A 23,717-nucleotide genomic window follows, 5' to 3' on the forward strand; every position below is an offset into this window, starting at 1 on the left:
AGGCGGAGGACTCCACGCGGCAGATCCGGCAGCTCATGCGGGCGTCGGATGGCTCAGCCAAGGGGAGCTCCAGCCATTGCAGCCGGGAACCTGGCGGCCGCGGCAGCCTCGTCAACATTGCCAGCGACGGATTCGTCGTTCGCAGTGAAAAACCGGTCGCACAGCCAGCCGGTCACGTAGAGCCACGCTCCGACAGTGAAAAACGGAATGAGACCCGGCACGGCCTGGCTGGCGAATAGCGCGACGGCAGTCACGAACAGCAGGATTGCCGTGCCTGCCAAGTGCCGGAGGGCAAACCGCGAGGACATCAGGAGGTACTGCGGAAGCGGCAGCTCGTAGCGGGCAAACAAGGGAAAGAGGTGGCAGGCGACGGCCACCAGGAAGATCGCGGCCAGGAAAGCACCCGCCGCCATCAACTGCGACAGGAGGTCGCCGGAGCGGGAGAAGTAATTCCAGTTCAGCGCCAGGGCCGCACCGGCCAACAGGACCGGCAGCATCAGGCCATTGGCGCGGCCGAAGTTGCGTCCAAACTCCCCGGCGAATGAGCGGAGCAGCGGAGCAGCCTCGCCCCTGACCCTGCGGCGCACCAGGATCTGCGCCGCTGCCGTGGCAGGCCCTACCCCGAGGACGCCCAGCCCGGCGAGCGAGAACACCATCCACAGCAGATTCAAGCAGGCAATCCACAGCAGGGTATCGAAAAATGAGTACGCCTTGGCATTAAAACTTCCAGCCAGCACAGCCAGCCCCCTTCGGATCTCCATCGTTGCAGAAACGGGGGCCGCAGTGGTCCACGTCACGTCAGTAAGCGGTTTCTCGAAAATCTAGACGCTTTTGCAGCGGCGGTCAAGGCACAATTTGAATCGTTACATATTCACCGGAGCCGGGTTAGACTGGTGGCGACAACAATTTGGAAAGCGCTTACCAGCAGCTGGAGCGGGACCCACGGCCTACTCTGAAAGCGACGGGCACGGGCCTGCGCCCGGCGAATTCCGCATCGACACCGACGTCAGACCCGGCCCTGGGAAAGGGAAATACCGGGAACAGAAGAGGAGAGCCATGGGCACCCTGTCCGAGCCCGTCCCGGAAGAACGCAAAATGCCCACCGAAGAACGCAAGACCACCTCCGCCCCGGCCAGGGTGGCACTCGTCGGCGTTCACGGCTTCGGCACCCACCACCTCCGCAACCTTGAAAGGCTCCAGCAAGGCGGAGCCGTCACCCTCGTGGCTGTCGCCGACCCGAATCCCCCGGCCGCCGGCGCGCTCCCTCCCGGGACCGCGGTGTTCGGCACCCTGGACGAACTCCTTGCAGCAACCCCTGCGCTGGACCTCGTCATTGTGGCCACTCCCATCCAGACGCACGCACCCCTGGCTCTCACCGCCCTCCCCCACGCCGACGTATACCTGGAGAAACCCCCGGTAGCATCGCTGGCCGATTTCACCCGGCTACAGGACGCCGCCGCAGCCGCCGGACGGAGTGTCCAGATCGGCTTCCAGAGCCTGGGCTCGCAGGCCCTGCAGGCCATCGAAGACCTGCTCGCGGCCGGGGAAATCGGCACCCTCCTGGGAATCTCCGCCACCGGCCGCTGGGTGCGCGACCGCGCGTACTACAAGCGGTCGCGCTGGGCGGGCAAACGCAGCCTCGACGGTGTCGACGTCGTTGATGGCGTGGCTACCAACCCCCTGGCGCACGCCATCGCCACTGCCTTGCGGATAGCCGGCGCGCGGACCGGGGACGATCTCGCCTCGGTGGAAACGGACCTCTACCGCGCCAATGACATCGAGTCGGACGACACCTCCGTCATCCGGGTCCACACCACGTCCGGCCTTCCGATCACCTGCGCACTGACCCTCTGCGCCACGGAGTCCGTGGAACCGTACGTCACCCTGCAGGGCAGCGAAGGCACGGCAGTGTTCCACTACACCGAAGACCGCGTGACCGTCAGCACCGCCGCCGGCGAACGCCACGAGGTGTTTGGCCGGGACGACCTCACCGAGAACCTGCTGGAGCACTCGCGACACCGCCGCCTGCAGGACCTGCCGACGGGCGCACCGTTGATCAGTTCCCTCGCGGACAGCGGAGCATTCATGCGCGTACTGGAGGCCATCCGCACCGCCGAGGCCCCTGCCCTGGTCCCGGACCGGTACCTCGACTGGGTAGGCCAGGGCGACTCCGCCCACGCCGTGATCACCGGCGTCGAAGATGCGCTGGAACGCGCGACGGCGGCGCACGCCACCTTCAGTGAACTCGGCCTGCCCTGGGCGCGGCCTTCCGCCGACAGTGCGGACACATTGTCACTTTCCACAGTGCCGCTCGTTACTGCCCGAACCGGTTCCGCCCTCGCGGCCCGTCTCTCGCCCCGCCCGTACCTGCATCCGGTGCGGTCGCTCGGCGGCGTCACTGTCACCGACCACCTGCCCGCGGACCACCCGTGGCACCTGGGCGCCGGCATCGCACTGCAGGATGTGAACGGCATCAATTTCTGGGGCGGCAAGACCTACACCCGCGCTGCCGGGCGGTACGAGGAACGCCCGGACCACGGCCGGATTGTGCTGCTCGCGGCAAGGTCAGAACCGCCATCACCGGGCGGCGACTCCCTCCACCAGGACCTGAGCTGGCAGGCACCGGACGGCAGCGAACTCCTCCGCGAGCGCCGCACCACCCGCGCCGGCAGAGTGGACCACCGCACCTGGCGGCTGGACCTGGCAACTGAACTGACCGCCGTCGTCGATGCGTCGCTGGGCGGTCCCGGGTCCAACGGTGCCGCGGGCAGCGGCTACGGCGGGTTCTTCTGGCGGTTGCCCGCGTGCTCCGCGGCGGACGTCTTCACGGCGGACCGGCAAGGTGAGGCGGCCGTCCACGGCTCCGTCTCGCCCTGGCTGGCCTGGACCGCGGAGTTCCCGGAGGGCGCGGCGAGCCTGGTGTTTGCCGCGCCGGCCGAGGCACCCGATCCCTGGTTCGTCCGGCTGCACGGCTACCCGGGGGCGGGTTCGGCCCTGGCCTGGGACCGTCCGGTAATCCTCAGCGCGGGAGAATCCGTCCGGCGCTCCTTCACGGTGTGGATCGCCGACGGCGTGCTGACCCCCGCCGAGGCTGCCGCATTGGCTGCTGACAGGTGACGGGCCTTCTTGCCGCCGTCGGCCTTCTCACCGACGGGCTTGAAACCTGCCTGACGGCAGCGAGGCGCCCTCACTTCGGCTGGGCGCTCGAGGCCGGGAAAGGCAACGATCCGGCCTCCTGCTATCAAGGCGCCTACCAGCTCCGGCTCAGCGACGCGGCCGGTACGCTGCTGTGGGACTCGGGCACCGTGGACTCCGGCGAGCAGCACTACGTTCCCTACGGCGGTCCGGACCTCGCGCCGGACGCCGACTACCGCTGGGCCGTCCGTGTCCACGACGCCGCGGGCGTCCCCGGGCCCTGGTCCGCGCCGCAGGGTTTCAGCACGGGCCTCGACACTCCGGACTGGAATGCCGAATGGATCCGCCGGGCGCCCGGCGGCCGCGCTCCATTGGAGGTGCACGACGGCGCCTTGCGGGTTGCCGGTTCGCCCTACCTCCCGCTCCCCTGCCCGCCCGTCCGCCAGCTCCGGCTGGAGGCGCGCCTGAGGCCGGTGATGGGATGGGCGGGCCTGCTCCTACGCACCACCGGCCCCGGTACCGGCCTGCTGCTGGAACTGAATTCGGCCGGGACCGTGGTTCTCCGGCGCGCGGCCCCGTGGGAGATCCCCTCCGCTTCCGTGCCCGCGACCGAGATCCTGGCCAGCGCCCACCAGGAACGCGGCGTGAACATCAGCCAGGAACGGCTGCCCGGCAAGGACCTGGTCCCCGGCAACTGGCAGGACCTGACAGTCACTGATGACGGACGCACCATCACGGTGACGCTCGACGGCGCGCAGTTGCTCACCGTGGATGAGCCCGTCCCCGCCGGGTTCCGGGGAAGCCTTGCCCTGCACCAGGGCCCGCGTAGCCAGGCCGAATACGGCTCGATCGTGGTCACGGACGGTGCCGGGTCGGAGCTCAACGGCTACACCGGCAGCCCGGCCGGCCAGTTTCTTCTTGACCACCGGTTCGACGCCGGAGCTAACCACGTCAGTGCCTGCCTCGCCGAGTGGACCCGCACCACAACCCACCGCCAGCCCGACGAGTGGACGCTGGCCCGAGCGGACGTACCGCTTTCCGGCAAGGTGGTGCGCGCCAGGCTGTTCGCCGCCGCCAGCCACCAGGCCGTGTTCAGCATCGGCACGGCATTCTCCGGCAGGGCAGTCCTGGAGACGTCGTCCTTCGGCTACCCGGGTGAGGGCTATTACGATGCCGCCGACGTCACCGCCCTGCTGCAGACCGGGGTCCGCAATGTGGTCCTTTCCGCCCGGGTGCACTGGTACGGGCCGGGTCAGGGCAGGGCTGCCGGAGTTCCCGGGTTCCTGGCCCAGCTCCACGTCGACTATGACGACGGCCGCCGCGAGGTGTTCGGCACAGGTCCCGGCTGGCAGGTGGCGGAAGGTCCGTACCGGCAGTCCGGTTACCGGAACGATGAAGGCGACCCGGTGGAGCATCTGGACGCCACAGCCCCGGGCGCTCACGCCACCGCCCCGGCCGTCTGGGAACCAGCCACGTCGCTCGGCAGGCACCCGGTCACCGACTTTCCCGCCGTACTCCCCCGGCGCACGTTCCTGGCCCGGACACCCGTCCGCGCGGCCAGGCTGCTGACCGCGCACGACGGTACAGTCGTGGCGGACTTCGGCCGCGTACTCCCCGCCCGGCCAACGGTGGACTTCGCCGACGGCCTGGCCGGCCGCACCGTGATGATCCGCGCCGGCTACACCCTGGGTCCGGACGGCCGGGTTGACCGCGCCAAGTCCGCCAGCCAGAACACCGATATGTCCTTCCCCTACACCCAGATTTCCGGGCCGCAGCGCTATGAAGCCGCCGTGCATCTGGGGTTCCGGTACCTCGAAGTACCCGGGATTCCGGCGGGGGAAATCGCCGCGGTGAGCGGCGTCGTCGTACATTCCGAACATCCCGGAAGCGGTCAGCGGGAGGGCAGCTTCAGCAGTTCCGATCCGGCCCTTGACGCCGTGTTCACGCTGCTGCGGGACTCCGCGCTGTACGGCGTGCAGGAACAGTTCGTGGATACCCCCACCCGCGAAAAGGGCCAGTTCCTCGGCGACGCCGTCAACATCTCCTACGCCACCATGGCGCTCTTCGGCGAACGGAACCTGACGGCCCAGGCCTTGCGCGAGTTTGCGGCATCGGCCGGGCGGTACTGGTCCGACGGCGGCGAGCACGGCCGCTACAACGCTGTGTATCCCAACGGCGACGGCAAGCGCGACATCCCTGATTTTTCCCTGATGATGCCCGAATGGGTGGAGGACTACCACCGGAACAGCGGCGACACCGCGCTGGTGGAAGAGCTGCTGCCGGCCCTGCGCGCCACCGCCGGTTACGTCCTGCGCCACATCCCGGCAGAAGGCCCGACGGCGGGGCTCGTCACCTGCCTCGGCGGCGGCTCGGGCCCCTACCTCCACGGAATCGTGGACTGGCCGGCGCCCGGGCGGTTCGGCTACGACATGGAGTGCGCCGCGAAAACCACGGTTAACGCCCAGGCTGTCTCCGTCCTGGATGCAGTGGCCGGGTTGTGCGAGCTGACCGGTCGACGCCGGGAGGCCTCTGAGTACCGCGCGCACTCGGACGAGCTGTCCGCCGCCATCAACATCCGCCTGCGCGTGGACGGCACGATGGTGGACGGACTGCACGCCAACGGCACACCAAGCGGCCATGCCTCCCAGCACGCCACGTCCTTCCCGATGTCGCTGGGCATCACCCCGGAGATCTGGGTGGAGCGGGACGGCCGGCGGCTGGCCGGGATGGGAATGCGGCAGGGTCCCATGACTGTGCACCGCCTGGTGCGGGCACTGCTCGCGGCGGGGATGGTGGACGAGGTGCTGGACCTGCTGACCAACCCCGGGCAGCCCGGCTGGGCCCGGCTGCTGGAATCCGGCGCCAGTTTCACGTGGGAAGCCTGGGAGCTGGACGAGGCCACGGACTACAGCCAGTCGCACGCGTGGTCAGCTTCCGTGATCCGGGAAATCCTTAGCCACGTGCTCGGCGTCCGGGTGGCAGACGGCGGAACTGAGGTCTGCATCGAGCCGCCGTCCTGCCGGCTGCAGCATGCCAGCGGGAGCGTCCCGCTCCAGCGGGGAATGGTTTCGGCCAGCTGGCGCCGCGGGGGCGCCGGCATGGAACTGAGCTGTACGGTGCCCGCCGGAGTCCGCGCCGCCGTTGTGCTGCCGGCCGGCCGTTACGCGGTGGAGGGCCCGATGCCGGATGCCGCCGTCGTCGGGCCCTCCACGGGAGCTGATCCCGCCACGTTCCGGATCGATCCGGGGACCTGGCTGTTCCGGCCGGAACAGCCGGATCCTAGCCCGGCCCGCTAGCTGAGTCCGCTCTTGATCTCCTCGATCGACTTCTTCGCGGCTTCCTCCGGGCTCAGCCGGCCGAAGTGGACCTCGGTGACGAAGCGGGTGAGGATTTCCGAGGCCGGGCTGGACCCTGCGGGCGGGACAACGGGGGCGTCGCCCACTTCATCCGCAATGTCGTTGATGAAGGAAGCCGTGGCGGCGTCCGCCGGGCTGAGCTTCGACTGAATGGCGTCGCGCACCTCGGAGTTGCCGGGAATGCCGCGGTCAGCCAGCGCAATCTCGCCCGCCTCAACGCTGTTCGCCAGGAAATCGATGAACTGTTGCGCCTCTTTCGGGTGCTTGGTGCGCGAGCTCGCCGACCAGAGCTGGGACGCTTTGTAGTACTGCTGTGCCGACTTCGCGTCACCGGCGGTGCTCGGCGGCCGCTTGATCTCCAGGGGCTGGCCGGAGGCCTTGGTCAGGGCACCCAGCTGGTTGGACCACAGCCAGCCCATGGCGAACTTGTTGGTAGCCAGGCCTGTCTGGTCCAGCGAGGCGCTGGCCTCTTCAGTCATGACGGACGCGGGCGGTACCGACTTGGCGTCGCGAAGTCCGGCCTGGAACTCGAAGTAGGACGTGGCGTCAGCCTCCTCGAACCCCAGCTTCCCGTCCGGGGTGAAGAGGGACTTTCCGTGCTGCCGCAGCCAGAGGTTGAATGATGCGTCTCCTGTGATGGGCCCGGACCCGAAAGTGCCCGCCTTGCCTTTGGCTGTGATGTCGGCAGTCGTCTTCTCGTAGTCCTGCCAGGTCCAGGACTGGTCGTCCGGCAGCGGCACGCCGCTGGCTGAGACCAGCGAGGGGTTGGCCAGCACCACCAGTGCATTCATTCCCGCCGTCACGGCAAACTGGCCGTCCGGTGTCTTCCCCGCGTCGGCCGCAGCCTTGTCGAATTTGGACAGGTCCACCTCCTTCAAGTCCAGCAGCGCCCCGCGCTTGGCGTATTCACCCAGGTACTGGAGGTCCATCTGGATGACGTCCGGAGCCTGCTGCGAAGCCACCTGGGTGGCCAGCTTGTCCCAATAGCCGGACCAGTCCCCGTATTCGCCTTCAACCTTGATGTTGGGGTTCTTGGCCTCGAACGCGTCAATCAGCTTCTGGGTCATTTTGTGCCGGACATCCGAGCCCCACCAGGTGAAGCGCAGCGTCACGGGGCCGCCGGCATCGGACTGGGCACCACCTCCGCAGCCGGAAAGGGTCAGCGCGAGGGCGGCTGCCACTGCCGCTATCTTGGGAGTCCGGGATTTCAGGGCGCGAAAAATCATTCGATGTCCTCTTCGACGGGTGGAGTGGGACGAGCGAGAAAGCGCTTTCTCATCCACCCTAAATGTGCTCCGGGTCACAGTCAATAAGGATGCGCTGCCGAGTTTCTGTCCGGCTCAAGGGAGGTCGGCGGATGGTTAGCTCCGCGTTAGCTGGACAAAAACCCGGCGCCGGACCGCCGTCGGGCATTGAGCCACAGCAGCATCCCGATGACTGCAGCGGACAGCATCCCGAGCGCGCCGGTCACCACCAGGCCGGTCCTGACGCCGAACTCTTCCGTCAGCCAACCGGCCAGCAGCCCGCCGAGGGCGTGTCCGCCCAGCAGCAGCGGCAAGTACAGGGCAAGGACGCGGCCCCGGACGTCGGCGCCGGCCTCCAGCTGGACGGTGGTTGCCGCGCTGGTCAGGAAGAGCAGCGTCATCACCCCCACCAGCACCAGCATGGCCACAAACAGCTCCTGCGTCGGCATCAGGGCAGCCACCAGCTGGGTCAGCCCGAACAGCCCCGCGCTCACCACTATTCCGCGGCGCCCCAGGGTGCGGAGCCGCGCCGCCAGCAACGCGCCGGCCAGGGCACCGCCGGCGCTGAAAGTATTGAACATGCCAAAGCCTGCGGCGCCGCTGTGCCAGACGTCGTTGGCGAACGCCGCAAGCACCACGGGTCCGTTCATGCCGAACGCGCCCAGGAGTCCGGCCAGCAGCATCACCAGCAGGAGGGAGTGCCGGTGGCGCACGTAGCGGAAGCCGGCCAGAACCTGCCCGCGCCCGCGAAGGGGCGGCTCGCTGGGGTGGAGCTGGGAGGTACGGATGGCAGTAATCATGCCCAGTACCGCCAGGCACACCAGCGCGTTCGCGGCGAACGCGGCAGCCGAACCCGCCTTGGCGATCAGCAGGCCGCCGAGGGCGGGGCCCACCATCGCGCCGAGCTGGCCTATCGCGTTGTTCAGGCCGATCGCGGGACGCAGCGCGGCATCCCCCACCACCTCGTTGACGAACACCTGACGGGCAGGGCCATCAACGGCGGACGTAATGCCCAAAGCCACACAGCAGGCATAGACGGCCCAAACGGTGATCCCGCCGCCGGCATCCAGCACGGCGAGGGCCAGGGCCAGGACGGCGGTGACGGACTGGCAGATCAGCAGGATGCGGCGCTTCGGGAAGAGGTCGACCAGGACGCCGCTGAGGGGGCCCACCACCAGCATGGGCAGGAACTGGAGCGCCACCGCAACGCCCACGGCCGCGGGGCTTCCGGTCAGCTGGAGCACCAGCCAGTCCTGGGCAAGGCGCTGCATCCAGACGCCGGTGCTGCCGGCGAGCTGAATGGCGACGAACAGGCGGTAGTTGCGCTGCGCCAGCGGGTGGTACCAGCGCGGCGGCCGTTCTGAGCCTGGCGCGGGGGCTTGCGCAGAGGCCTGTTCGGGGGCTCGTCCTGAATCTTGTTCGGGGGCTTGGAGGGACTCTTCGGACGGGTGGCGCTCGGAAGTCACGTCTGGCTCAACTCGGTTGTGAAGTGGACCTGCTGGGACGAAATAGTGCTATGCGCGCGCCGAGCGCATCTTGACTGCGGCCGAGGCCAGGATGAGGGTGCCCGGCACCACGACAAACAGGGCGGCCAGCATCCAGACGAACACCACCGCGGCAAAGAGGGCGGCGGCCAGCAGGAGGGAGCCGCTCCAGTCCCGCAGCGAGAGTGCTTTGGCGGCATCAAGGGCGGACGGCCAGCCCCGGCCTGGCGCCGGGCCGCCCGCAAAGTCTGACCACGCTGCGGCAGTGCGCAGCAGCAGGATGGCTCCTGCGGCCGCCAGGATGACCGTGGCCGGAAGGACCACCGAACTCCCCGGCAGCTGCCCGACTATTGCGAGCAGGAGGTTCAGGACAATCACGACGGCGGCTGCCGCCGTCGCGATTCCCAGCTTCCAGCTGCCCGGCAGGGCCGAGCGGAACGTGCCCCAAAGGGAACGGAGGGAGTCATCCCTTCCGGAGAGGTGCCGTTCGAGGTGGGCGATGCCCGCGGCGTAGGCGGCCGGGATGGTGACCAGCGGAATGGACAGCACCAGCACCAGTACTCCGGCCAGCAGGGTCTCGGAAAACAGTGCGAAGCGGTTGACCGGGATCGGTTCCTCGCGGCCGGACGCGGGTGTGGTGCTGTCCACGCCGTCAGCCCTTGAGGCCCTGGGTGGAGACGCCTTCGACGATGTAGCGCTGGAAGACGAGGAAGAAGATCAGCACCGGCAGCAGGGCCAGGACGGACATGGCGATCATTGCTCCGTAGTCCGAGCTCTGGGTCTGGTCCACGAAGAGGCGCAGGGCCAGTGGCAGCGGGTACTTCTCCGGGGTGTTCAGGTAGAGGAGCGGGCCCAGGAAGTCGTTCCAGCTCCAGATGAAGGAGAAGATCGACGTTGAGATCAGGGCCGGTCTCATCAGGGGCAGCATGATGGAGGTGAAGATCCGGACGTGGCCTGCGCCGTCGATGCGTGCCGCTTCATCGAGTTCGGCCGGGAGGTTCCGCATGAACTGGACCATGAGGAAGACGAAGAACGCGTCGGCGGCGAGGAACTTGCCGATCAGCAGCGGGATGTAGGTGTCCACGAGGCCCAGCTGCTGGAACACGATGTACTGCGGGATGATCACGACGTGGAACGGCAGGAGCAGGGTGGCGATCATCATGCCGAAGAGCACGCTGCGGCCCGGGAACTTGATCCGTGCGAACGCGTAGGCCGAGACGCTGGCCGAGAGGATGGTTCCCACCACCGCGCCGATGGCCAGGACCAGGGAGTTGGTGAAGAACTGCAGGGTGGAGACCCCGCCGATCCCGTCCATGGCGGTGACGAAGTTATCGAAGCTGAAGTTTTCCGACCACAGCGACGTGTTCGCGCCACCGATCTCGGAGTTCGGCTTGAACGATGAGGCGATCATCCACAGTGCGGGGTAGAGCACCACACCGGTCAGGGTGAGGGCGAGGATGTGGAAGATGACGCTCTTGGCGCGCTTGCCACCCGCGGACTCGGACTTCGGGTTGTACACGGGCGCCGGGGCGTGTGCTGCCGGCTTGATGGGTTTCGGCTGTGTGGGGGTTGCCATGGTTGTCATTTTGCATCACCGCTGTAGTGGACCCAGGATTTGGAGGTTTTGAAGAAGATCAGCGTGATGATGCCGACGACGATCACCAGGAGCCAGGCCATCGCCGAGGCGTAGCCCATCCGGAAGTCGCTGAAACCGCGCAGGTAGAGGTAGAGGGTGTAGAAGAGGGTGGAGCCGGCCGGGCCGCCTTCACCGTTGGAGATGATGTAGGCCGAGGCGAAGATCTGGAACGCGTGGATGGTCTCCATCAGCAGGTTGAAGAAGATCACCGGGGAGAGCATGGGCCAGGTGATGTTGAAGAACTTCCGGACCGGGCCGGCACCGTCCATCGACGCGGCCTCGTAGAGGTCCGCGGGGATCTGCTTGAGGCCGGCCAGGAAGATCACCATCGGGGCGCCGAACTGCCAGACGGTCAGCAGGATCATCATCGGCATGGTCATGGAGGGGTTGCCCACCCAGCCGCCGAGGTTGATGCCGAAGAAGGACAGGCCCTGGTCCACCGGGCCGGAATCGCCGAACATCGCCTTCCACACGATCGCGATGGAAACGGAAGCGCCGATCAGGGACGGGGCGTAGAACGCTGACCGGTAGAAGCCCTGTCCCTTGCGCTTGCTGTTCAGGAGCATGGCGACAGCGAGTGCGGCGGCGAGCTTGAGCGGGGTGCCGAAGACGACGTAGGACAGGGTTACGCCCACGGACTGCAGGAACCGTTCGTCCTGGAACAGGGTGGTGTAGTTGTCCAGCCCGATCCACTTGGGCGGGTCGAAGAGGTTGTAGTTGGTGAAGGAGAGGTAGAGCGAGGAAATCATGGGCCCGACAGTGAGGGCGATGAATCCCAGCAGCCAGGGCAGCAGGAAGGTGTATCCGGCGCGGGCATCCGCACCCCGCTGCCGCGACTTGCGCGGCAGCGGCGGCGTGGACGACGTCGAACGCCTGTTCAGGGTTGGGCTTTGAGTCATGTCTATTCCGTCAGTTGCGAATGCCTGGATCAGGAATTCTGCTTGATGAGGTCTTCGGCTTCCTTGAACCAGGCATCGGCTGCACCATCGACGGTCACCTTGCCGAAGTTCAGGTCGGAGCTGATGCGCTTGAAGGAGGTTTCCAGCGTGCCGAAACCGACGATGGGCGGCTCGGGGGCGTCCTTGAGGTACTTTTCGATGGACTTCTCGTAGTCGACAACGAGCTTGTCCGTGCCCTCGAAGGTGGTTCCGTCGCGCTGGGTCTTCGACGCCGGGACGCCGCGGGAGGTCTTGAAGATCTGGCCGACCTCGGGGTCGTTGACCATAAAGTCGATGAACCGGGCGGCCGCGTCCTTGTACTTGGTCTTGGCACTGGCAACCATCAGCATCGAGGGCTTGAGGAACAGGCCCAGGTTGTCCTTGTCATCGGAGGGAACCGGGACAAGCTTGAGTTCCTTGGCGCCGCTGTCTCCAAGGTAGGCGGCCATGAAGTTGTCCCAGGTGGATTCGGTGGCGGAGACGTTGGAGCCGAACGGCGACTTCGGGGCGAGCTGGGTGACGCGCTCCTCGGAAACGATGGCAGGGGTGCCGCGGAGAGCCGCTGTCTGGTTCCACCACTTCTTGAGGTCGTCCTTGCTGAAGCCGAGCTTGCCGTCCTCGGTGAAGGCTTCGATGTTGTTCTGGCGCAGCCAGATGTTGAACATCCACCAGATGCCCGTGTAGTCCGTGCCGCCGAAGAGAGCCCCGTTGCTTTTTGCCCCGACCTCGGCCAGGAAGGCGTTGTACTCCTTGTAGGTCCAGGTGCCGTCCGGTTCCGCGATACCCAGGGACGCGAGCTTGGCCGGATCGTAGTAGACGGCGAAGGCGTTGGTGCTGGTGGGAATGCCGTAGGTCTTGCCGCGGATCTGGCCGGAGGGCAGCAGCGACTTATCGAAGGCGTCCGTGTTGATCTTGACGGTACCGAGGTCCAGGAGCTGGTTGCGCTGGCCGTAGTCCCGCAGGTAGGAAAGGTCCCACTGCATCACGTCCGGCAGGCCGCCGCCGGCGGCCTCGGTGGCCCGCTTCTGCCAGTACCCGGCGAAGTCGGTGAAGTTTCCGTTGACCTTGATGTCCGGGTTCTTCGACTCGAACAGTGCAATCGCCTTGCGGGTGCGCTCCGCGCGGTCGTCGTTGCCCCACCAGGTGTAGTTGATGGTGACCGGGTTCGACGCGGAACCAGTCTGCGCCGGAGCGGGCTGTCCGCAGGCCGCCAGGACAGCGGCAGATGCGGTGCCCAGTGCCACGGTGGTGAGGAAATTCCGTCTGTTGATCATAAGAGCCTCCTTGCTCGGTTGTGTAAGCGCGATTCCCTGTGATTCTCTACAACGAGAGTAGTGATCTGGCTTACACGCTTTCTGAAACGATACAATATCCTCATTCCCACATTTGGGCAAGCGTTTTCCAAACATCTGCTTTCATGCCATGATCGTGCACCAGCATCGACGAAGGAGTCCCATGTCATCCCAGCAAGAATCCACTCCGCCACCGGTGTGGAACAGCCTCGAAGGCATTGCCTTCGGAGGCGACTATAACCCTGAGCAGTGGCCGGTCAGCACCCGGCTGGAGGACCTGGAACTGATGCAGGAAGCCGGGGTCACCTTCCTCAGCGTCGGCATCTTCTCCTGGGCACTGCTGGAGCCCTCCGAAGCCGAATATGACTTCGGCTGGCTGGACGACGTCCTGGACAACCTGGCCGCGGCCGGCATCAAGGTGGCCCTCGCAACCGCCACGGCCGCTCCCCCGGCCTGGCTGGTGCGCAAGCACCCGGAAATCCTCCCGGTCACGGCTGACGGCACCGTGCTGGGTCCCGGCTCACGGCGGCACTACACGCCGTCGTCGGCCGCTTTCAGGCGGTACGCAACCGGCATCACCCGGGTGCTGGCGGAACGCTACAAGGACCACCCGGCGCTGGCGCTGTGGCATGTGGACAACGAACTCGGCTGCCATGTTTCGGAGTTTTACGGTGACGAGGACGCCGCCGCCTTCCGCCGCTGGCTTGAACAGCGCTACGGGACCATTGACGCGCTGAACGCCTCATGGGGAACGGCATTCTGGTCCCAGCATTACGCCTCGTTCGAGGAGATCCTGCCGCCCGGCGTGGCACCGTCCACCCTCAACCCGGGTCAGCAACTGGACTTCCAGCGCTTCAGTTCCTGGTCCCTGATGGACTACTACCGCACCCTGCTCGGGGTACTGCGGGACGTGACGCCGGAGGTGCCCGCCACCACCAACCTCATGGTGTCCAGCGCCACGAGGTCCATGGACTACTTCGCCTGGGCCACGGACCTGGACGTGATTGCCAACGACCACTACCTCGTGGCCGCCGATCCGGAGCGGCAGATCGAACTCGCGTTCAGCGCGGACCTCACCCGCGGCGTTGCGGGCGGTGACCCGTGGATCCTGATGGAACATTCGACGTCGGCAGTGAACTGGCAGCCGCGCAACCAGCCCAAGATGCCAGGCGAAATGCTGCGCAATTCCCTGGCGCATGTGGCCCGCGGCGCGGACGCCGTGATGTTCTTCCAGTGGCGGCAGAGCTTCGCCGGCTCGGAGAAGTTCCACTCCGCCATGGTCCCCCACGGCGGACGGGACACCCGGGTGTTCCGGGAGGTGGTGGAGCTCGGCTCCGCGCTGCAGAAGCTGGCGTCGGTGCGCGGATCCCGCGTGGAATCGCGGGTGGCCATCGTGTTCGATTACGAGGCCTGGTGGGCCAGCGAAATTGACTCCAAACCCAGCATTGATGTGAAGTACCTGGACCTGATGCGCGCCTTCCACCGGTCCCTGTTCCTGCGCGGGATTTCGACGGATTTTGTGCACCCGTCCGCGTCGCTGGAGGGTTACGATCTGGTGCTCGTGTGCACCCTGTACAACGTCACCGACGCCGCCGCGGCCACCATTGCGTTGGCTGCCGAAGGCGGTGCCACGGTGCTGGTCAGCTACTTCAGCGGGATCGTTGACGAGCAGGACCACGTCCGGCTCGGCGGGTACCCGGGCGCGTTCCGTGACCTGCTGGGTGTCCGGGTGGAGGAATTCCATCCGCTGCTGGCCGGGTCCACCGTCAAGCTCAGCGACGGCGGCGTGGGGACGGTATGGAGCGAGCATGTCCACGCGGCGGGCGGGGCTGCCGGTGACGCCGGTACAGAGGTCCTCGCGACGTTCACCGAGTACCCGCTCGACGGCGTTCCAGCACTTACGCGGCGCTCGGCGGGTTCCGGATCAGCGTGGTACCTGGCCACTTTCCCGGACCCGGACGGCATCGAAGCGCTGGTGGACCGCCTGCTCGCCGAGTCCGGAGTTTCCGCTGCGGCCCACGCGGACCAGGGCGTCGAGTTGACGCGGCGCCGCAATGCTGACGGCACCAGCTTCGTGTTCGCCATCAACCATTCGCGTGCGGACGCCAGGGTGGAGGTGGCCGGGGCCGATTTGCTGTCCGGCGAACGGTTCACGGGATCGGTTCCTGCCGGCGGCGTGGCGGTGGTTGTGGAGGCGGTGGTCGCGGAGGACTAGCCCCGCACCGAGACGGCATGCAGAAGTGCCCCCACCCGATTCGCAAGGATCGGATGGGGGCACTTTCAGCAGGAACTGCTAGCTGATGGCCGACTTCATTTCGTCAACAGCCTTCTTGCCGGCTTCCTCAGTAGACAGCCGGTTGAAGAGAACCTCCGAGGTGTAGCGTTTGACGATCTCCGCGATGGCGCCGGCTCCCTTCGGCGGCGGGGCCGGGGCTTCACCGAGCTCGTCCTTGATCTGGTCGATGAACTTGACCACCTTGATGTCGGCGGGGGTCAGCTTGGCCGCGATTGCCGCCCGGACTTCGGAGTTGGGGTAAACGCCGCGGTCGGCCAGGAGCGTTTCGCCGGCCTTGGTGTTGTTGGCCAGGAAGTTGATGAACTTGGCGGTTTCTTCCGGGTGCTTGGTGCGTGACGACGCGGACCAGAACTGGGAGGCCTTGTACCAGAGCTTGGCGTCGGCGGACGTGCCGGTCTTGGACGGGAACCGCAGGATCTGCAGCTCACCGCCTGCAGCCTTCTCCAGGGCCGGCAGCTGGTTGGACCACCAGAAGGCGAGCCCGTTCTTGCCCGTTGCCAGGCCACTCTGGTCCAGCGGCGCCGCTTCGGCCTCAACCACCTCGGATGCCGAGGGCACAGCCTTCTTCTCGCTGAGTTCCTTCAGGAACGCCCACCACTCGGCGATGTCGCCCGGCTCGAAGCCCAGCTTCCCGTCGCTGGTGTACAGCGACTTTCCGTTCTGCCGGAGCCAGACGCCGAGCGACGCCTCGTCGGTGCCGTAGGCTGCGGCGCCGTAGGTGCCCTTCGGCGACTTCGCGGTGACCTCGGCGGAAATGCGCTCGAAGTCTTGCCACGTCCAGGTGCTGTCGTCCGGCAACTCAACGCCGGCAGCCTTGAACACGGCAGGGTTGGCCAGGATGGTGGCTGCGTTGATGCCCGCGGGAATGCCCGTCAGGCCGTCCTCGTTCTTGCCGGCGTTGAGGGCGGCTTCGTTAAGCTTCGAGGTGTCAATGTCGTACTTGGACAGATCCAGGAGAGCGCCGCGGCTGGAGTACTCCGTGATGTATTTTTCGTCCATCTGGATGATGTCCGGGGCGTCGTTGGCCGCCACCTGGGTGGCGAGCTTGTCCCAGTAGCCGCTCCAGTCGCCGAACTCCGGCTTGATCTTGATGTTCGGGTTCTCGGCTTCGAAGGCGGCAATCGCGGCCTGCGTCAGCTGCGCCCGCTTGTCCCCTCCCCACCAGGAGAACCGGAGTTCGACTTTGCCATCGGCGCTCTGCGGCGCCGCTCCCCCGCCACAGGCACTGAGGGCCAGGACGACGGCGGCAGCTGCGGCGACCGCGCCGGTTCGGCGCAGCCTCCGTCCGGCTGGGGCGGATGTTGCCTCTGCTGCACCACGACGGGCGGCTGAGGCGGGGCGGGAAAATAGCGGCACTTGAGTCTCCGATCTTCTTTGATCTTGAAAGCGGATGGGGTTCGGTACTGATTGGTCTGGAAAGTCTGTGAGAAAACGCTTTCTCATAACTGAGAATACAAGCAAGACACTTGTAATACAAGGTGTTTCGCCGGGCCAATTTGAACTGCCACCTAACGCGCCGGGGTGGACGGACAACGAACATCCGCCCACCCCGGGAACTGCTGCAAAGCTAACTGCCAGGAGCTACCGCAAGCCGCCCGGAAGGCCACGCACAGAGCACGGCTGGTGCACGGGCAGGCCTACTTGATGCCCGTCGTCGCGATTCCCTTGATCAGGAAGCGCTGGCCGAACAGGAACACCAGGAACACCGGCAGCAGGGACACGATGGACATTGCGAAGAGCGAGCCCCAGCTGGTGGCCGACTGCGAGTCCACGAAGGCACGCAGGGCAACCGGCACGGTGAACATCTCGGGATCGGTCAGGTAGATCAGCGCGCCGAAGAAGTCGTTCCAGGTCCAGATGAACGTGAAGATGGTGGTGGTGGCCAGCGCCGGAACCATCAGTGGCAGGATGACCCGCAGGAAGATGCGCGGGTGGCCGGCGCCGTCGATGCGGGCAGCCTCGTCCAGCTCCTTGGGAATGCCGCGGATGAACTGCACCATGAGGAACACGAAGAATGCGTCCGTGGCCAGGAGCTTGGGCACAATCAGCGGCCAGAAGGTGTTCACCCAGCCGATCTGCGAGAACAGGATGTACTGCGGAACGATGATCACGTGGAACGGCAGCATGATGGTCAGCAGCATGACGCCGAAGAACAGCTTCTTGCCGCTGAACTGCAGCCTGGCGAAGGCGTAGGCGGCCATGGAGCAGGAGATCAGGTTTCCCAGGATGGAGCCGATCACCACCACCGCCGAGTTGAGCATGTAGTGGCCGAAGGGATGGGTCAGCGCGGACCAGCCGTCGACGTAATTGCCCATCTCCAGGCTGTTCAGCCAGAGGCCCGGTTCGCGGAAGATCAGGTCATTGGGCCGCAGCGACGAGACAACCATCCACAGCAGCGGGTAGATCATGATGCCGCCGGTGAGGATCAGGACGGCATGTTTGGCCAGGGCCTTGATGCGCGCGCTGCGGCTGAAGGCCAGGGTTCCGCGGGATTCGCGTTTCCGGCTGCCGCCCTTGGAGCCTTTGCCCTTCGTTTTCTCTCCGGCGGACGGCACTTTCTCCGGAGCCGGCTTGGTCTGTAGTTCAGTCATCGTAGAACACCCAATACTTTGAAGCGATGAAGTTGATGGCCGTGAAGGCGCCGATGATTACCAGCAGGAACCACGCCATCGCCGAGGCGTACCCCATGTCGAACTGGCCGAATCCCTTCTGGTAGAGGTAAAGCGTGAAGAACATGGTGGAGTCGGACGGTCCGCCGTTGCCGCCCGAGACGATGAAGGCCTGGGTGAAGGACTGGAACGAGCCGATGATCTGCAGGACCAGGTTGAAGAAGATGATCGGGCTCAGCATGGGCAACGTGATCCGCCAGAACTTCTGCAGCGTGGTTGCTCCGTCAACCTCGGCCGCCTCGTAGTACATGTTGGGAATCTGGCGGAGGCCGGCGAGGAAGATGATCATGGGGCTGCCGAAGGTCCACACGTGGAGCAGGATGATGGATCCAAGGGAGGTGGACGGGTCCGAGATCCAGCCCGGCCCGGTGATTCCGAACATGGCCAGCACCTGGTTCACCAGGCCGGAGGTTCCGAAGATCTGCTTCCAGAGGATCGCTACGGCCACCGAGCCACCGAGCAGGGACGGCAAGTAGAAAATGGACCGGTAGAACGGCAGGCCCCGCAGGCCCTTGTCCAGCACCAGTGCGATCAGCAGCGCAACGGCCAGCTGGAGCGGAACCCCGACCAGGACGTAGGTGAATGTTACGCGAAGTGAATTGTGGAGCCGCGCATCACCAAGCATGCGGGTGAAGTTGTCCAGCCCCACCCATTCCGGCGGCTGCAGCAGGTTGTAGTCCGTAAAGGAAAGGTAGAGGGACATGATCATGGGGCCGACAGTGATGGCCACGAGGCCGATCAGCCACGGCAGCAGGAAGATGTAGGCAGCCTTGTTGTCGCGGCGGTTCGCGCGTTTTTCCTCGGGCGTGGCCGGCCCTTTGCGCCGGCTGATGGAGGACAGTTCGCTGATAGCGCTCATTGCCTCCCCCTCGGTTGACGGACGCCTGCCGGCGTCCCGGGGTGATGCTGTGCGGCCATGTGGTCTCCTTTGGTCATCGTGGCCTTCCACGGCGGGCTGGTGTGAAGTGCTTTTCGCCGTCCCGGGCCGCGCGGACCGTTCCGACACTACCCGTCTGCGTGGCTTCCGGAGTGACCGGGCCAACAGCGGCTTTGTACCAAAGTAAACGCTTTCTTGACCGCTGTACAGCCTTTTGCTAATTTTTGAGAAAGCGTTTTCTGACTTTCGGCTACCTCCGGATCAGAGCACAGCGAAAGGCAGGACAACGATGTTTGCACCCGGCACCGCGCCGCGGCCCAGCGCCATCGGCGGCTACGAGGACTGGCCGTCCTATCTGCGCACCCATCCGCGGCACATTGCGGAGACTTCCGCGGGGCAGGAACTGGCGGACGCGCTCGGTGTTCCTGCGGCGCCGGAGTCCGCCGCACTGAGCACGGCGGTGATCGAGTCGGAAGCAACGCACGACGGCGTCACTACTTCGCGGGTCAGCTGGCAGTTGGGCTTCGGTCCCCGCACCCGCGCCTGGTTCCTGCGCCCGGCCGGCGCAACAGGGCCTTTGCCCGGAATCCTGGCGCTCCATTGCCACGCCGGCATCAAGTCCGTCGGCGCGGGCCGCCTGGTTGATCGGCGCTTGGCGGATCGGCAGGTCGCGGACCTTCAACAATGCCTCTACGGCGGCCGCCCTTTTGCCACCTGGCTCGCAATGCAGGGCTTCGCCGTCCTGGCCCACGACACCTTCTCGTGGGGCAGCCGCCGCTTCAACCTCGGCACGCCCCCGCGGCGGACTGCCGCCGTTGTGGAGGGCCGCAAGGCGCTCTGGCGGGAGGCCGGCGTCGTGCCTTCCGAAACGGAGCTGTACGACGCCGCCGCGGCGGCCCATGAGGACACGGTGGCGAAAGCGGCGGGACTCCTGGGCACGAGCTTCGCCGGGATGGTGGCGCACGACGACCTCGCTGCCCTGCACGTCCTTGCCGGCCTCCCGGGCGTGGACGCCGGCCGGCTGGGCAGCGTCGGATTCTCCGGCGGCGGCGGCAGGTCACTCGTGCTGGCCGCACTCAGCCCGCTCGTCCGAAGCTTCGTCGTCACCTGCATGATGACCACCTACCGCTCGCTGGTCCCGGCCTACCTGGACGCCCATTCCTGGCTCCTCCAGACCCCTGGCCTGTCCCGGCTGGGCGATTATCCCGAACTGGCGTCACGCTCCACCGCGGACAGCTTCCTGGTGCAGTACGCGCTGGCGGACGATCTGTTCCCCGAGCACGGAATGCGCGACGCCGACGCCGTCCTGGGCGCCCGGCCCACCGGCCGCTACACCGGCAGCTTCTGGCCGGGCGGACACGCCTTCACCGCGGACATGCAGGAGGAAGCCGCCGGCTTCCTCCTGCAGCAGCTTTCCCCGGTTCCCCTCACCACAGCCCGCCAGAACGGACTCTCATGACAGCCGATACTTTCAGTTCTGCCACCACCGGCCAACGCCGGCAGGCCACTGCCCCTGTGCCGCGGGTCGCCCTTGTGGGCGCGCACGGCTATGGGGCCCGCCACCTGGACAATCTGGCCCGCCTCAGCGCGCTCAACTTCGTGCAGCTCGTGTCGGTGGCGGACCCCCGCCCGCCGGCCGAGGGCACGCTTCCTGACGGCGTGGCCACGTTCGCGTCGCTGGAGGAACTGCTGGCAGCCGGGCCGTCGCCCGACGTCGTAATTCTGGCCACGCCCATCCAGACCCACGCGCCGCTTGCCCTGGCGGCGATCGCCGCCGGTGCCGATGTCTACGTGGAAAAGCCGCCCATGGCGTCCCTGGCCCAGTTCGATGAAGTGCTCGCCGCGGCCCGGCGAGCCGGCCGAATGGTCCAGGTAGGCTTCCAAAGCCTCGGCTCCCACGCCCTGCCGGCCCTGGACCGGCTCGTGGCCTCGGGTGAAATCGGCGAGGTCCGCGGAGTAGGCGCCGTCGGCACGTGGGTGCGCACCAAGGGCTATTTCAAACGCTCACGCTGGGCCGGCAAACGCAGCCTGGACGGTACGGACGTGGTGGACGGCGTAGCCACCAATGCACTGGCGCATGCCGTGGCCACCGGGCTGAAGATCGCCGGCGCGGAATGGGCGGACGATGTCCTGTCCGTGGAGACGGACCTCTACCGTGCCCACGCAACCGAAAGCGACGACACCTCGGTGATCCGGGTCCGCACGGCCCGCGGCGGCGTCCTCCTCTGCGCGCTGACCCTCTGTGCCGACGAACAGACCGCGCCGGTCGTCACCGTCCACGGCACCCTGGGCAGGGCCGATTTCTTCTACACCGAGGACCGTCTGACCGTTACAACGGCCAGCGGCGAGCGCACCGAAACATTCGGCCGCACCGATCTGCTGGAGAACCTGCTGGCGGCCCGCCGCTCCCCTGCCAGTGCGCACCAGCTGCTGAGCCCACTGGCCGGGAACGGCGCCTTCATGACGGTGCTGGACGCCATCCGCACCGCGGAGCTTCCCCGTGCGATCGGCGCCGCACACGTCACGTGGGAAGGCGAGGGCGACGACGCCCATCCGGTGGTCCGCGGAATCCGCCAGCTGGTGCGCCGGGCCGCTGCGGCGCAGGCAACTTTCGCGGAACTCGGCGCACCGTGGGCCCGGGAGCTGCCCGGTGATCAGCCCGCATTCACGGTGAACGGCCGCGCAGTGGCCCGCGGAAACGACGGCGGCCGGATAGCACCCACATCATCGCCCCGCCCGTACCTCCACCCGATCAGCACCCTGGCGGGCACCGTAGTGACGGACCATCTACCCGAGGACCATGTGTGGCACCTCGGTTCGGGGGTTGCCATCCAGGACGTGGACGGCGTGAATTTCTGGGGCGGCCGCACCTATACCCGCGACGCCGGCGCCTACGTCTGGCGTCACGACCACGGCCGCATCGTCACAGTCGCGGCTGACCTTGACGAGAATGTGCGGACCGAAACCCTGAGTTGGCTCCGGCCGGACGGCACTCCCCTCCTGAGCGAACAGCGGACGTGGAGCTGGGCCGCCGTCGGCACCTCCACGTGGCGGCTCACGCTGGACTTCACGCTGACGCCGAACGGACCGAACCCGGTCTCGTTGGGCAGTCCGGGCTCGAACGGCCGGCCGCAGGGCGGCTACGGGGGCTTCTTCTGGCGACTTCCCGCCGTCGACGGGTCAAGGGTGTGGACAGCGTCCGCGGAAGGGGAAGAATCCCTCCACGGCGCGGTCCCCTCCGCCGCGGCGCCGTGGCTGGCGTGGTCAGGCGCCTTCCGGAAGGGAGAGCCCGACGGCGGTCCCGCCACGCTGGTCTTCCTGCCGCGGCTGGAGCCCGAGCAGCCCGGCGACCCCTGGTTTGTCCGCGTGGCGGGGTATCCCGGCGTCGGCCTCTCCCTGGCATGGGAGCAGCCGGCAGTGGCCAGCCACGCCAACCCGCTCCATCGGACCGTCACCGTGCTGGTGGCCGACGGGCTCCTGTCCACCAGCGATATCGAACAGCTCATCAATACCTTGGGGGAAACCGCATGAACACCGTTACACAGCAAACGCAGCAGACACAGCAGTCGCAGCAGTCGTCGAAACCCGTCAACGCCGCGGCCCCGGGAAACCCGGCCGACCGGGCCGTCAAACGCCAGCGCATCCTGGACATCCTGGACGCTGCGGGCCGGGACTCGCTCCTGCTCACCACCAACACGGCGCTGACCTGGTACCTGGACGGGAGCCGGGTCCACATCAGCCTCGCCGGCGACCCCGTCGCGGCCATGCTGGTTGACCGCGACGGCGACCATCTGGTCACCTTCAACAACGAGGCCGCCCGGATCTCGGCGGAGGAACTACCCGACGGCGTCGCCCTCCACACGGTGCCCTGGCACGGGCAGCTGCACGCCGCCGCTTCCATGCTCGCTCCGGAAGGGAAGCCGCTGTCGGAGGCCGACGTCACCGCCGAGCTGAGGACCGCACGCCAACAGTTCCTGCCCGGCGAAAGCGCCCGGTACGCCCGGCTCTGCGCCGACGTGGCTGCTGCCATGACCGACGCCCTCGCCGGGGCCACACCCGAAACCACCGAGTTCGCCGTGGCTTCCGCCCTGGCCGCACGGATCGTGGCGATGGGGGCCGAGCCGCTGGTGCTCCTGTGCAACGGCGCCGGCCGCAGCGGGTTCCGGCATCCGCTGCCCACCCATGCGCCGATCGGCCGGCGGGCCATGGCGGTGGTGTGCGCGCGGCGCAACGGGCTGGTGGCCAACGTGACCCGCTGGGTCCGGTTCGACCCCGGCACCCCGGCCGAACTCGATGCCGAAACCCGGATTGCCGCGGTGGAAGCGGACATCTTCGACGCCACCGTTCCCGGGGCACGCCTTGACGGCATCTTCGCGGAAATTCGGGAGGCCTACGTCCGGCACGGCTTCGGCGCGGACCAGTGGACCTTGCACCACCAGGGCGGTCCGGCCGGATATGCAGGCCGCGACCCCCGGGCGACTCCCGCAACCGACGACGCGGTGGTTCTCAACCAGACCTTCACCTGGAATCCGTCCGGTCCGGAAGTGAAGATCGAGGACACGGTGCAGCTCACCGGGGCCGGGATCGCCGTCCTCAGCGTGGATCCACGCTGGCCCGCCGCCGTCGTGAACGGCGTCCGGCGGCCTCTCACACTGGAGCTGTGAGCACGCAACATGGAGTCACCGGTATAGACCGGTAGGCAGTATCGGGAGAAAACCAGGGAGATTTTTCTGCGCCGGACGGCGACTATATGGCCCATCGATTGGATTTGACTTGAAAACCGAGTGCGA

16 protein-coding genes are annotated in these 23,717 nt (G+C 66.9%); 6 read left to right on the top strand and 10 right to left on the bottom strand.

Annotation, left to right across the window (positions count from 1 at the left end; genetic code table 11):
- Positions 1 to 53: 53 nt before the first annotated feature.
- The gene (locus ASF98_RS18260) at positions 54 to 797 is read right to left on the bottom strand and encodes a YesL family protein (protein WP_235506075.1); all 744 of its coding nucleotides are present in this window, start codon (positions 795 to 797) and stop codon (positions 54 to 56) included.
- 259 nt (positions 798 to 1,056) lie between these two features.
- Between ASF98_RS18260 and ASF98_RS18265 the strand changes: the two genes are divergently transcribed.
- Together ASF98_RS18265 and ASF98_RS18270 are read left to right on the top strand one after the other, a co-directional pair.
- The gene (locus ASF98_RS18265; RefSeq protein WP_082506925.1) at positions 1,057 to 3,117 is read left to right on the top strand and encodes a DUF6807 family protein; all 2,061 of its coding nucleotides are present in this window, start codon (positions 1,057 to 1,059) and stop codon (positions 3,115 to 3,117) included.
- Positions 3,114 to 6,431 carry a family 78 glycoside hydrolase catalytic domain gene (locus ASF98_RS18270; protein WP_055804821.1) on the top strand — a complete coding sequence of 1,106 codons (3,318 nt, stop codon included), beginning with the start codon at positions 3,114 to 3,116 and terminating at the stop codon, positions 6,429 to 6,431. The genes ASF98_RS18265 and ASF98_RS18270 overlap by 4 nt, the downstream gene beginning before the upstream one ends.
- Here ASF98_RS18270 and ASF98_RS18275 read toward each other — a convergent pair.
- From ASF98_RS18275 to ASF98_RS18300, 6 genes are all read right to left on the bottom strand, one after another.
- Entirely contained in the window at positions 6,428 to 7,717 is a 1,290-nt protein-coding gene (locus tag ASF98_RS18275; protein WP_055804824.1) for an ABC transporter substrate-binding protein, read from the bottom strand. The two genes, ASF98_RS18270 and ASF98_RS18275, sit on opposite strands and share 4 nt — an antisense overlap.
- A 146-nt stretch (positions 7,718 to 7,863) precedes the next feature.
- Positions 7,864 to 9,069 (bottom strand): MFS transporter, encoded by a 1,206-nt coding sequence (locus ASF98_RS18280; RefSeq protein WP_082506933.1) that lies wholly within the window; start codon positions 9,067 to 9,069, stop codon positions 7,864 to 7,866.
- 180 nt (positions 9,070 to 9,249) lie between these two features.
- Positions 9,250 to 9,867, bottom strand: a complete 618-nt coding sequence (locus tag ASF98_RS18285; protein WP_055804826.1) for a hypothetical protein — start codon at positions 9,865 to 9,867, stop codon at positions 9,250 to 9,252.
- Positions 9,868 to 9,871: 4 nt separating this feature from the next.
- The gene (locus ASF98_RS18290; protein WP_055804829.1) at positions 9,872 to 10,804 is read right to left on the bottom strand and encodes a carbohydrate ABC transporter permease; all 933 of its coding nucleotides are present in this window, start codon (positions 10,802 to 10,804) and stop codon (positions 9,872 to 9,874) included.
- Complete coding sequence (locus tag ASF98_RS18295) at positions 10,801 to 11,754, bottom strand: carbohydrate ABC transporter permease (protein WP_055804832.1); 954 nt, start codon at positions 11,752 to 11,754, stop codon at positions 10,801 to 10,803. Before ASF98_RS18295 ends, ASF98_RS18290 begins: the two co-directional genes overlap by 4 nt.
- Positions 11,755 to 11,783: 29 nt before the next feature.
- The gene (locus ASF98_RS18300) at positions 11,784 to 13,067 is read right to left on the bottom strand and encodes an ABC transporter substrate-binding protein (RefSeq protein ID WP_055804835.1); all 1,284 of its coding nucleotides are present in this window, start codon (positions 13,065 to 13,067) and stop codon (positions 11,784 to 11,786) included.
- A 181-nt stretch (positions 13,068 to 13,248) separates the two neighbouring features.
- Between ASF98_RS18300 and ASF98_RS18305 the strand changes: the two genes are divergently transcribed.
- Complete coding sequence (locus ASF98_RS18305) at positions 13,249 to 15,300, top strand: beta-galactosidase (protein ID WP_055804839.1); 2,052 nt, start codon at positions 13,249 to 13,251, stop codon at positions 15,298 to 15,300.
- Between the two features lie 78 nt (positions 15,301 to 15,378).
- On the opposite strand, the gene ASF98_RS18310 is transcribed toward ASF98_RS18305, so the two are convergent.
- The 3 genes from ASF98_RS18310 to ASF98_RS18320 form a co-directional block, all read right to left on the bottom strand.
- On the bottom strand, positions 15,379 to 16,737 hold the full coding sequence (locus tag ASF98_RS18310) for an ABC transporter substrate-binding protein (protein WP_055804842.1): 1,359 nt from the start codon (positions 16,735 to 16,737) through the stop codon (positions 15,379 to 15,381).
- 281 nt (positions 16,738 to 17,018) lie between these two features.
- The gene (locus ASF98_RS18315; protein ID WP_055804845.1) at positions 17,019 to 17,972 is read right to left on the bottom strand and encodes a carbohydrate ABC transporter permease; all 954 of its coding nucleotides are present in this window, start codon (positions 17,970 to 17,972) and stop codon (positions 17,019 to 17,021) included.
- On the bottom strand, positions 17,965 to 18,909 hold the full coding sequence (locus tag ASF98_RS18320) for a carbohydrate ABC transporter permease (protein ID WP_028269956.1): 945 nt from the start codon (positions 18,907 to 18,909) through the stop codon (positions 17,965 to 17,967). The genes ASF98_RS18315 and ASF98_RS18320 overlap by 8 nt, the downstream gene beginning before the upstream one ends.
- A 307-nt stretch (positions 18,910 to 19,216) precedes the next feature.
- Between ASF98_RS18320 and ASF98_RS18325 the strand changes: the two genes are divergently transcribed.
- From ASF98_RS18325 to ASF98_RS18335, 3 genes are read left to right on the top strand one after another with little or no spacing between them, the layout of a single operon-like run.
- Complete coding sequence (locus ASF98_RS18325; RefSeq protein WP_055804847.1) at positions 19,217 to 20,386, top strand: acetylxylan esterase; 1,170 nt, start codon at positions 19,217 to 19,219, stop codon at positions 20,384 to 20,386.
- Positions 20,383 to 22,458, top strand: a complete 2,076-nt coding sequence (locus ASF98_RS18330; RefSeq protein WP_055804849.1) for a DUF6807 family protein — start codon at positions 20,383 to 20,385, stop codon at positions 22,456 to 22,458. The genes ASF98_RS18325 and ASF98_RS18330 overlap by 4 nt, the downstream gene beginning before the upstream one ends.
- Complete coding sequence (locus tag ASF98_RS18335) at positions 22,455 to 23,591, top strand: M24 family metallopeptidase (protein WP_055804852.1); 1,137 nt, start codon at positions 22,455 to 22,457, stop codon at positions 23,589 to 23,591. Before ASF98_RS18330 ends, ASF98_RS18335 begins: the two co-directional genes overlap by 4 nt.
- Positions 23,592 to 23,717: the final 126 nt, after the last annotated feature.

Source organism: Arthrobacter sp. Leaf337, assembly GCF_001423745.1.
Classification (GTDB): domain Bacteria; phylum Actinomycetota; class Actinomycetes; order Actinomycetales; family Micrococcaceae; genus Arthrobacter.

Excerpts from the sequence above, each read along its gene's own strand:
- ASF98_RS18295 (WP_055804832.1), bottom strand. The coding sequence starts at position 11,754 with ATGACTCAAAGCCCAACCCTGAACAGGCGTTCGACGTCGTCCACGCCG.
- ASF98_RS18305 (WP_055804839.1), top strand. The coding sequence starts at position 13,249 with ATGTCATCCCAGCAAGAATCCACTCCGCCACCGGTGTGGAACAGCCTC.
- ASF98_RS18330 (WP_055804849.1), top strand. The coding sequence starts at position 20,383 with ATGACAGCCGATACTTTCAGTTCTGCCACCACCGGCCAACGCCGGCAG.
- ASF98_RS18335 (WP_055804852.1), top strand. The coding sequence starts at position 22,455 with ATGAACACCGTTACACAGCAAACGCAGCAGACACAGCAGTCGCAGCAG.
- ASF98_RS18290 (WP_055804829.1), bottom strand. The coding sequence starts at position 10,804 with ATGACAACCATGGCAACCCCCACACAGCCGAAACCCATCAAGCCGGCA.
- ASF98_RS18275 (WP_055804824.1), bottom strand. The coding sequence starts at position 7,717 with ATGATTTTTCGCGCCCTGAAATCCCGGACTCCCAAGATAGCGGCAGTG.
- ASF98_RS18265 (WP_082506925.1), top strand. The coding sequence starts at position 1,057 with ATGGGCACCCTGTCCGAGCCCGTCCCGGAAGAACGCAAAATGCCCACC.
- ASF98_RS18315 (WP_055804845.1), bottom strand. The coding sequence starts at position 17,972 with ATGACTGAACTACAGACCAAGCCGGCTCCGGAGAAAGTGCCGTCCGCC.
- ASF98_RS18300 (WP_055804835.1), bottom strand. The coding sequence starts at position 13,067 with ATGATCAACAGACGGAATTTCCTCACCACCGTGGCACTGGGCACCGCA.
- ASF98_RS18320 (WP_028269956.1), bottom strand. The coding sequence starts at position 18,909 with ATGAGCGCTATCAGCGAACTGTCCTCCATCAGCCGGCGCAAAGGGCCG.
- ASF98_RS18325 (WP_055804847.1), top strand. The coding sequence starts at position 19,217 with ATGTTTGCACCCGGCACCGCGCCGCGGCCCAGCGCCATCGGCGGCTAC.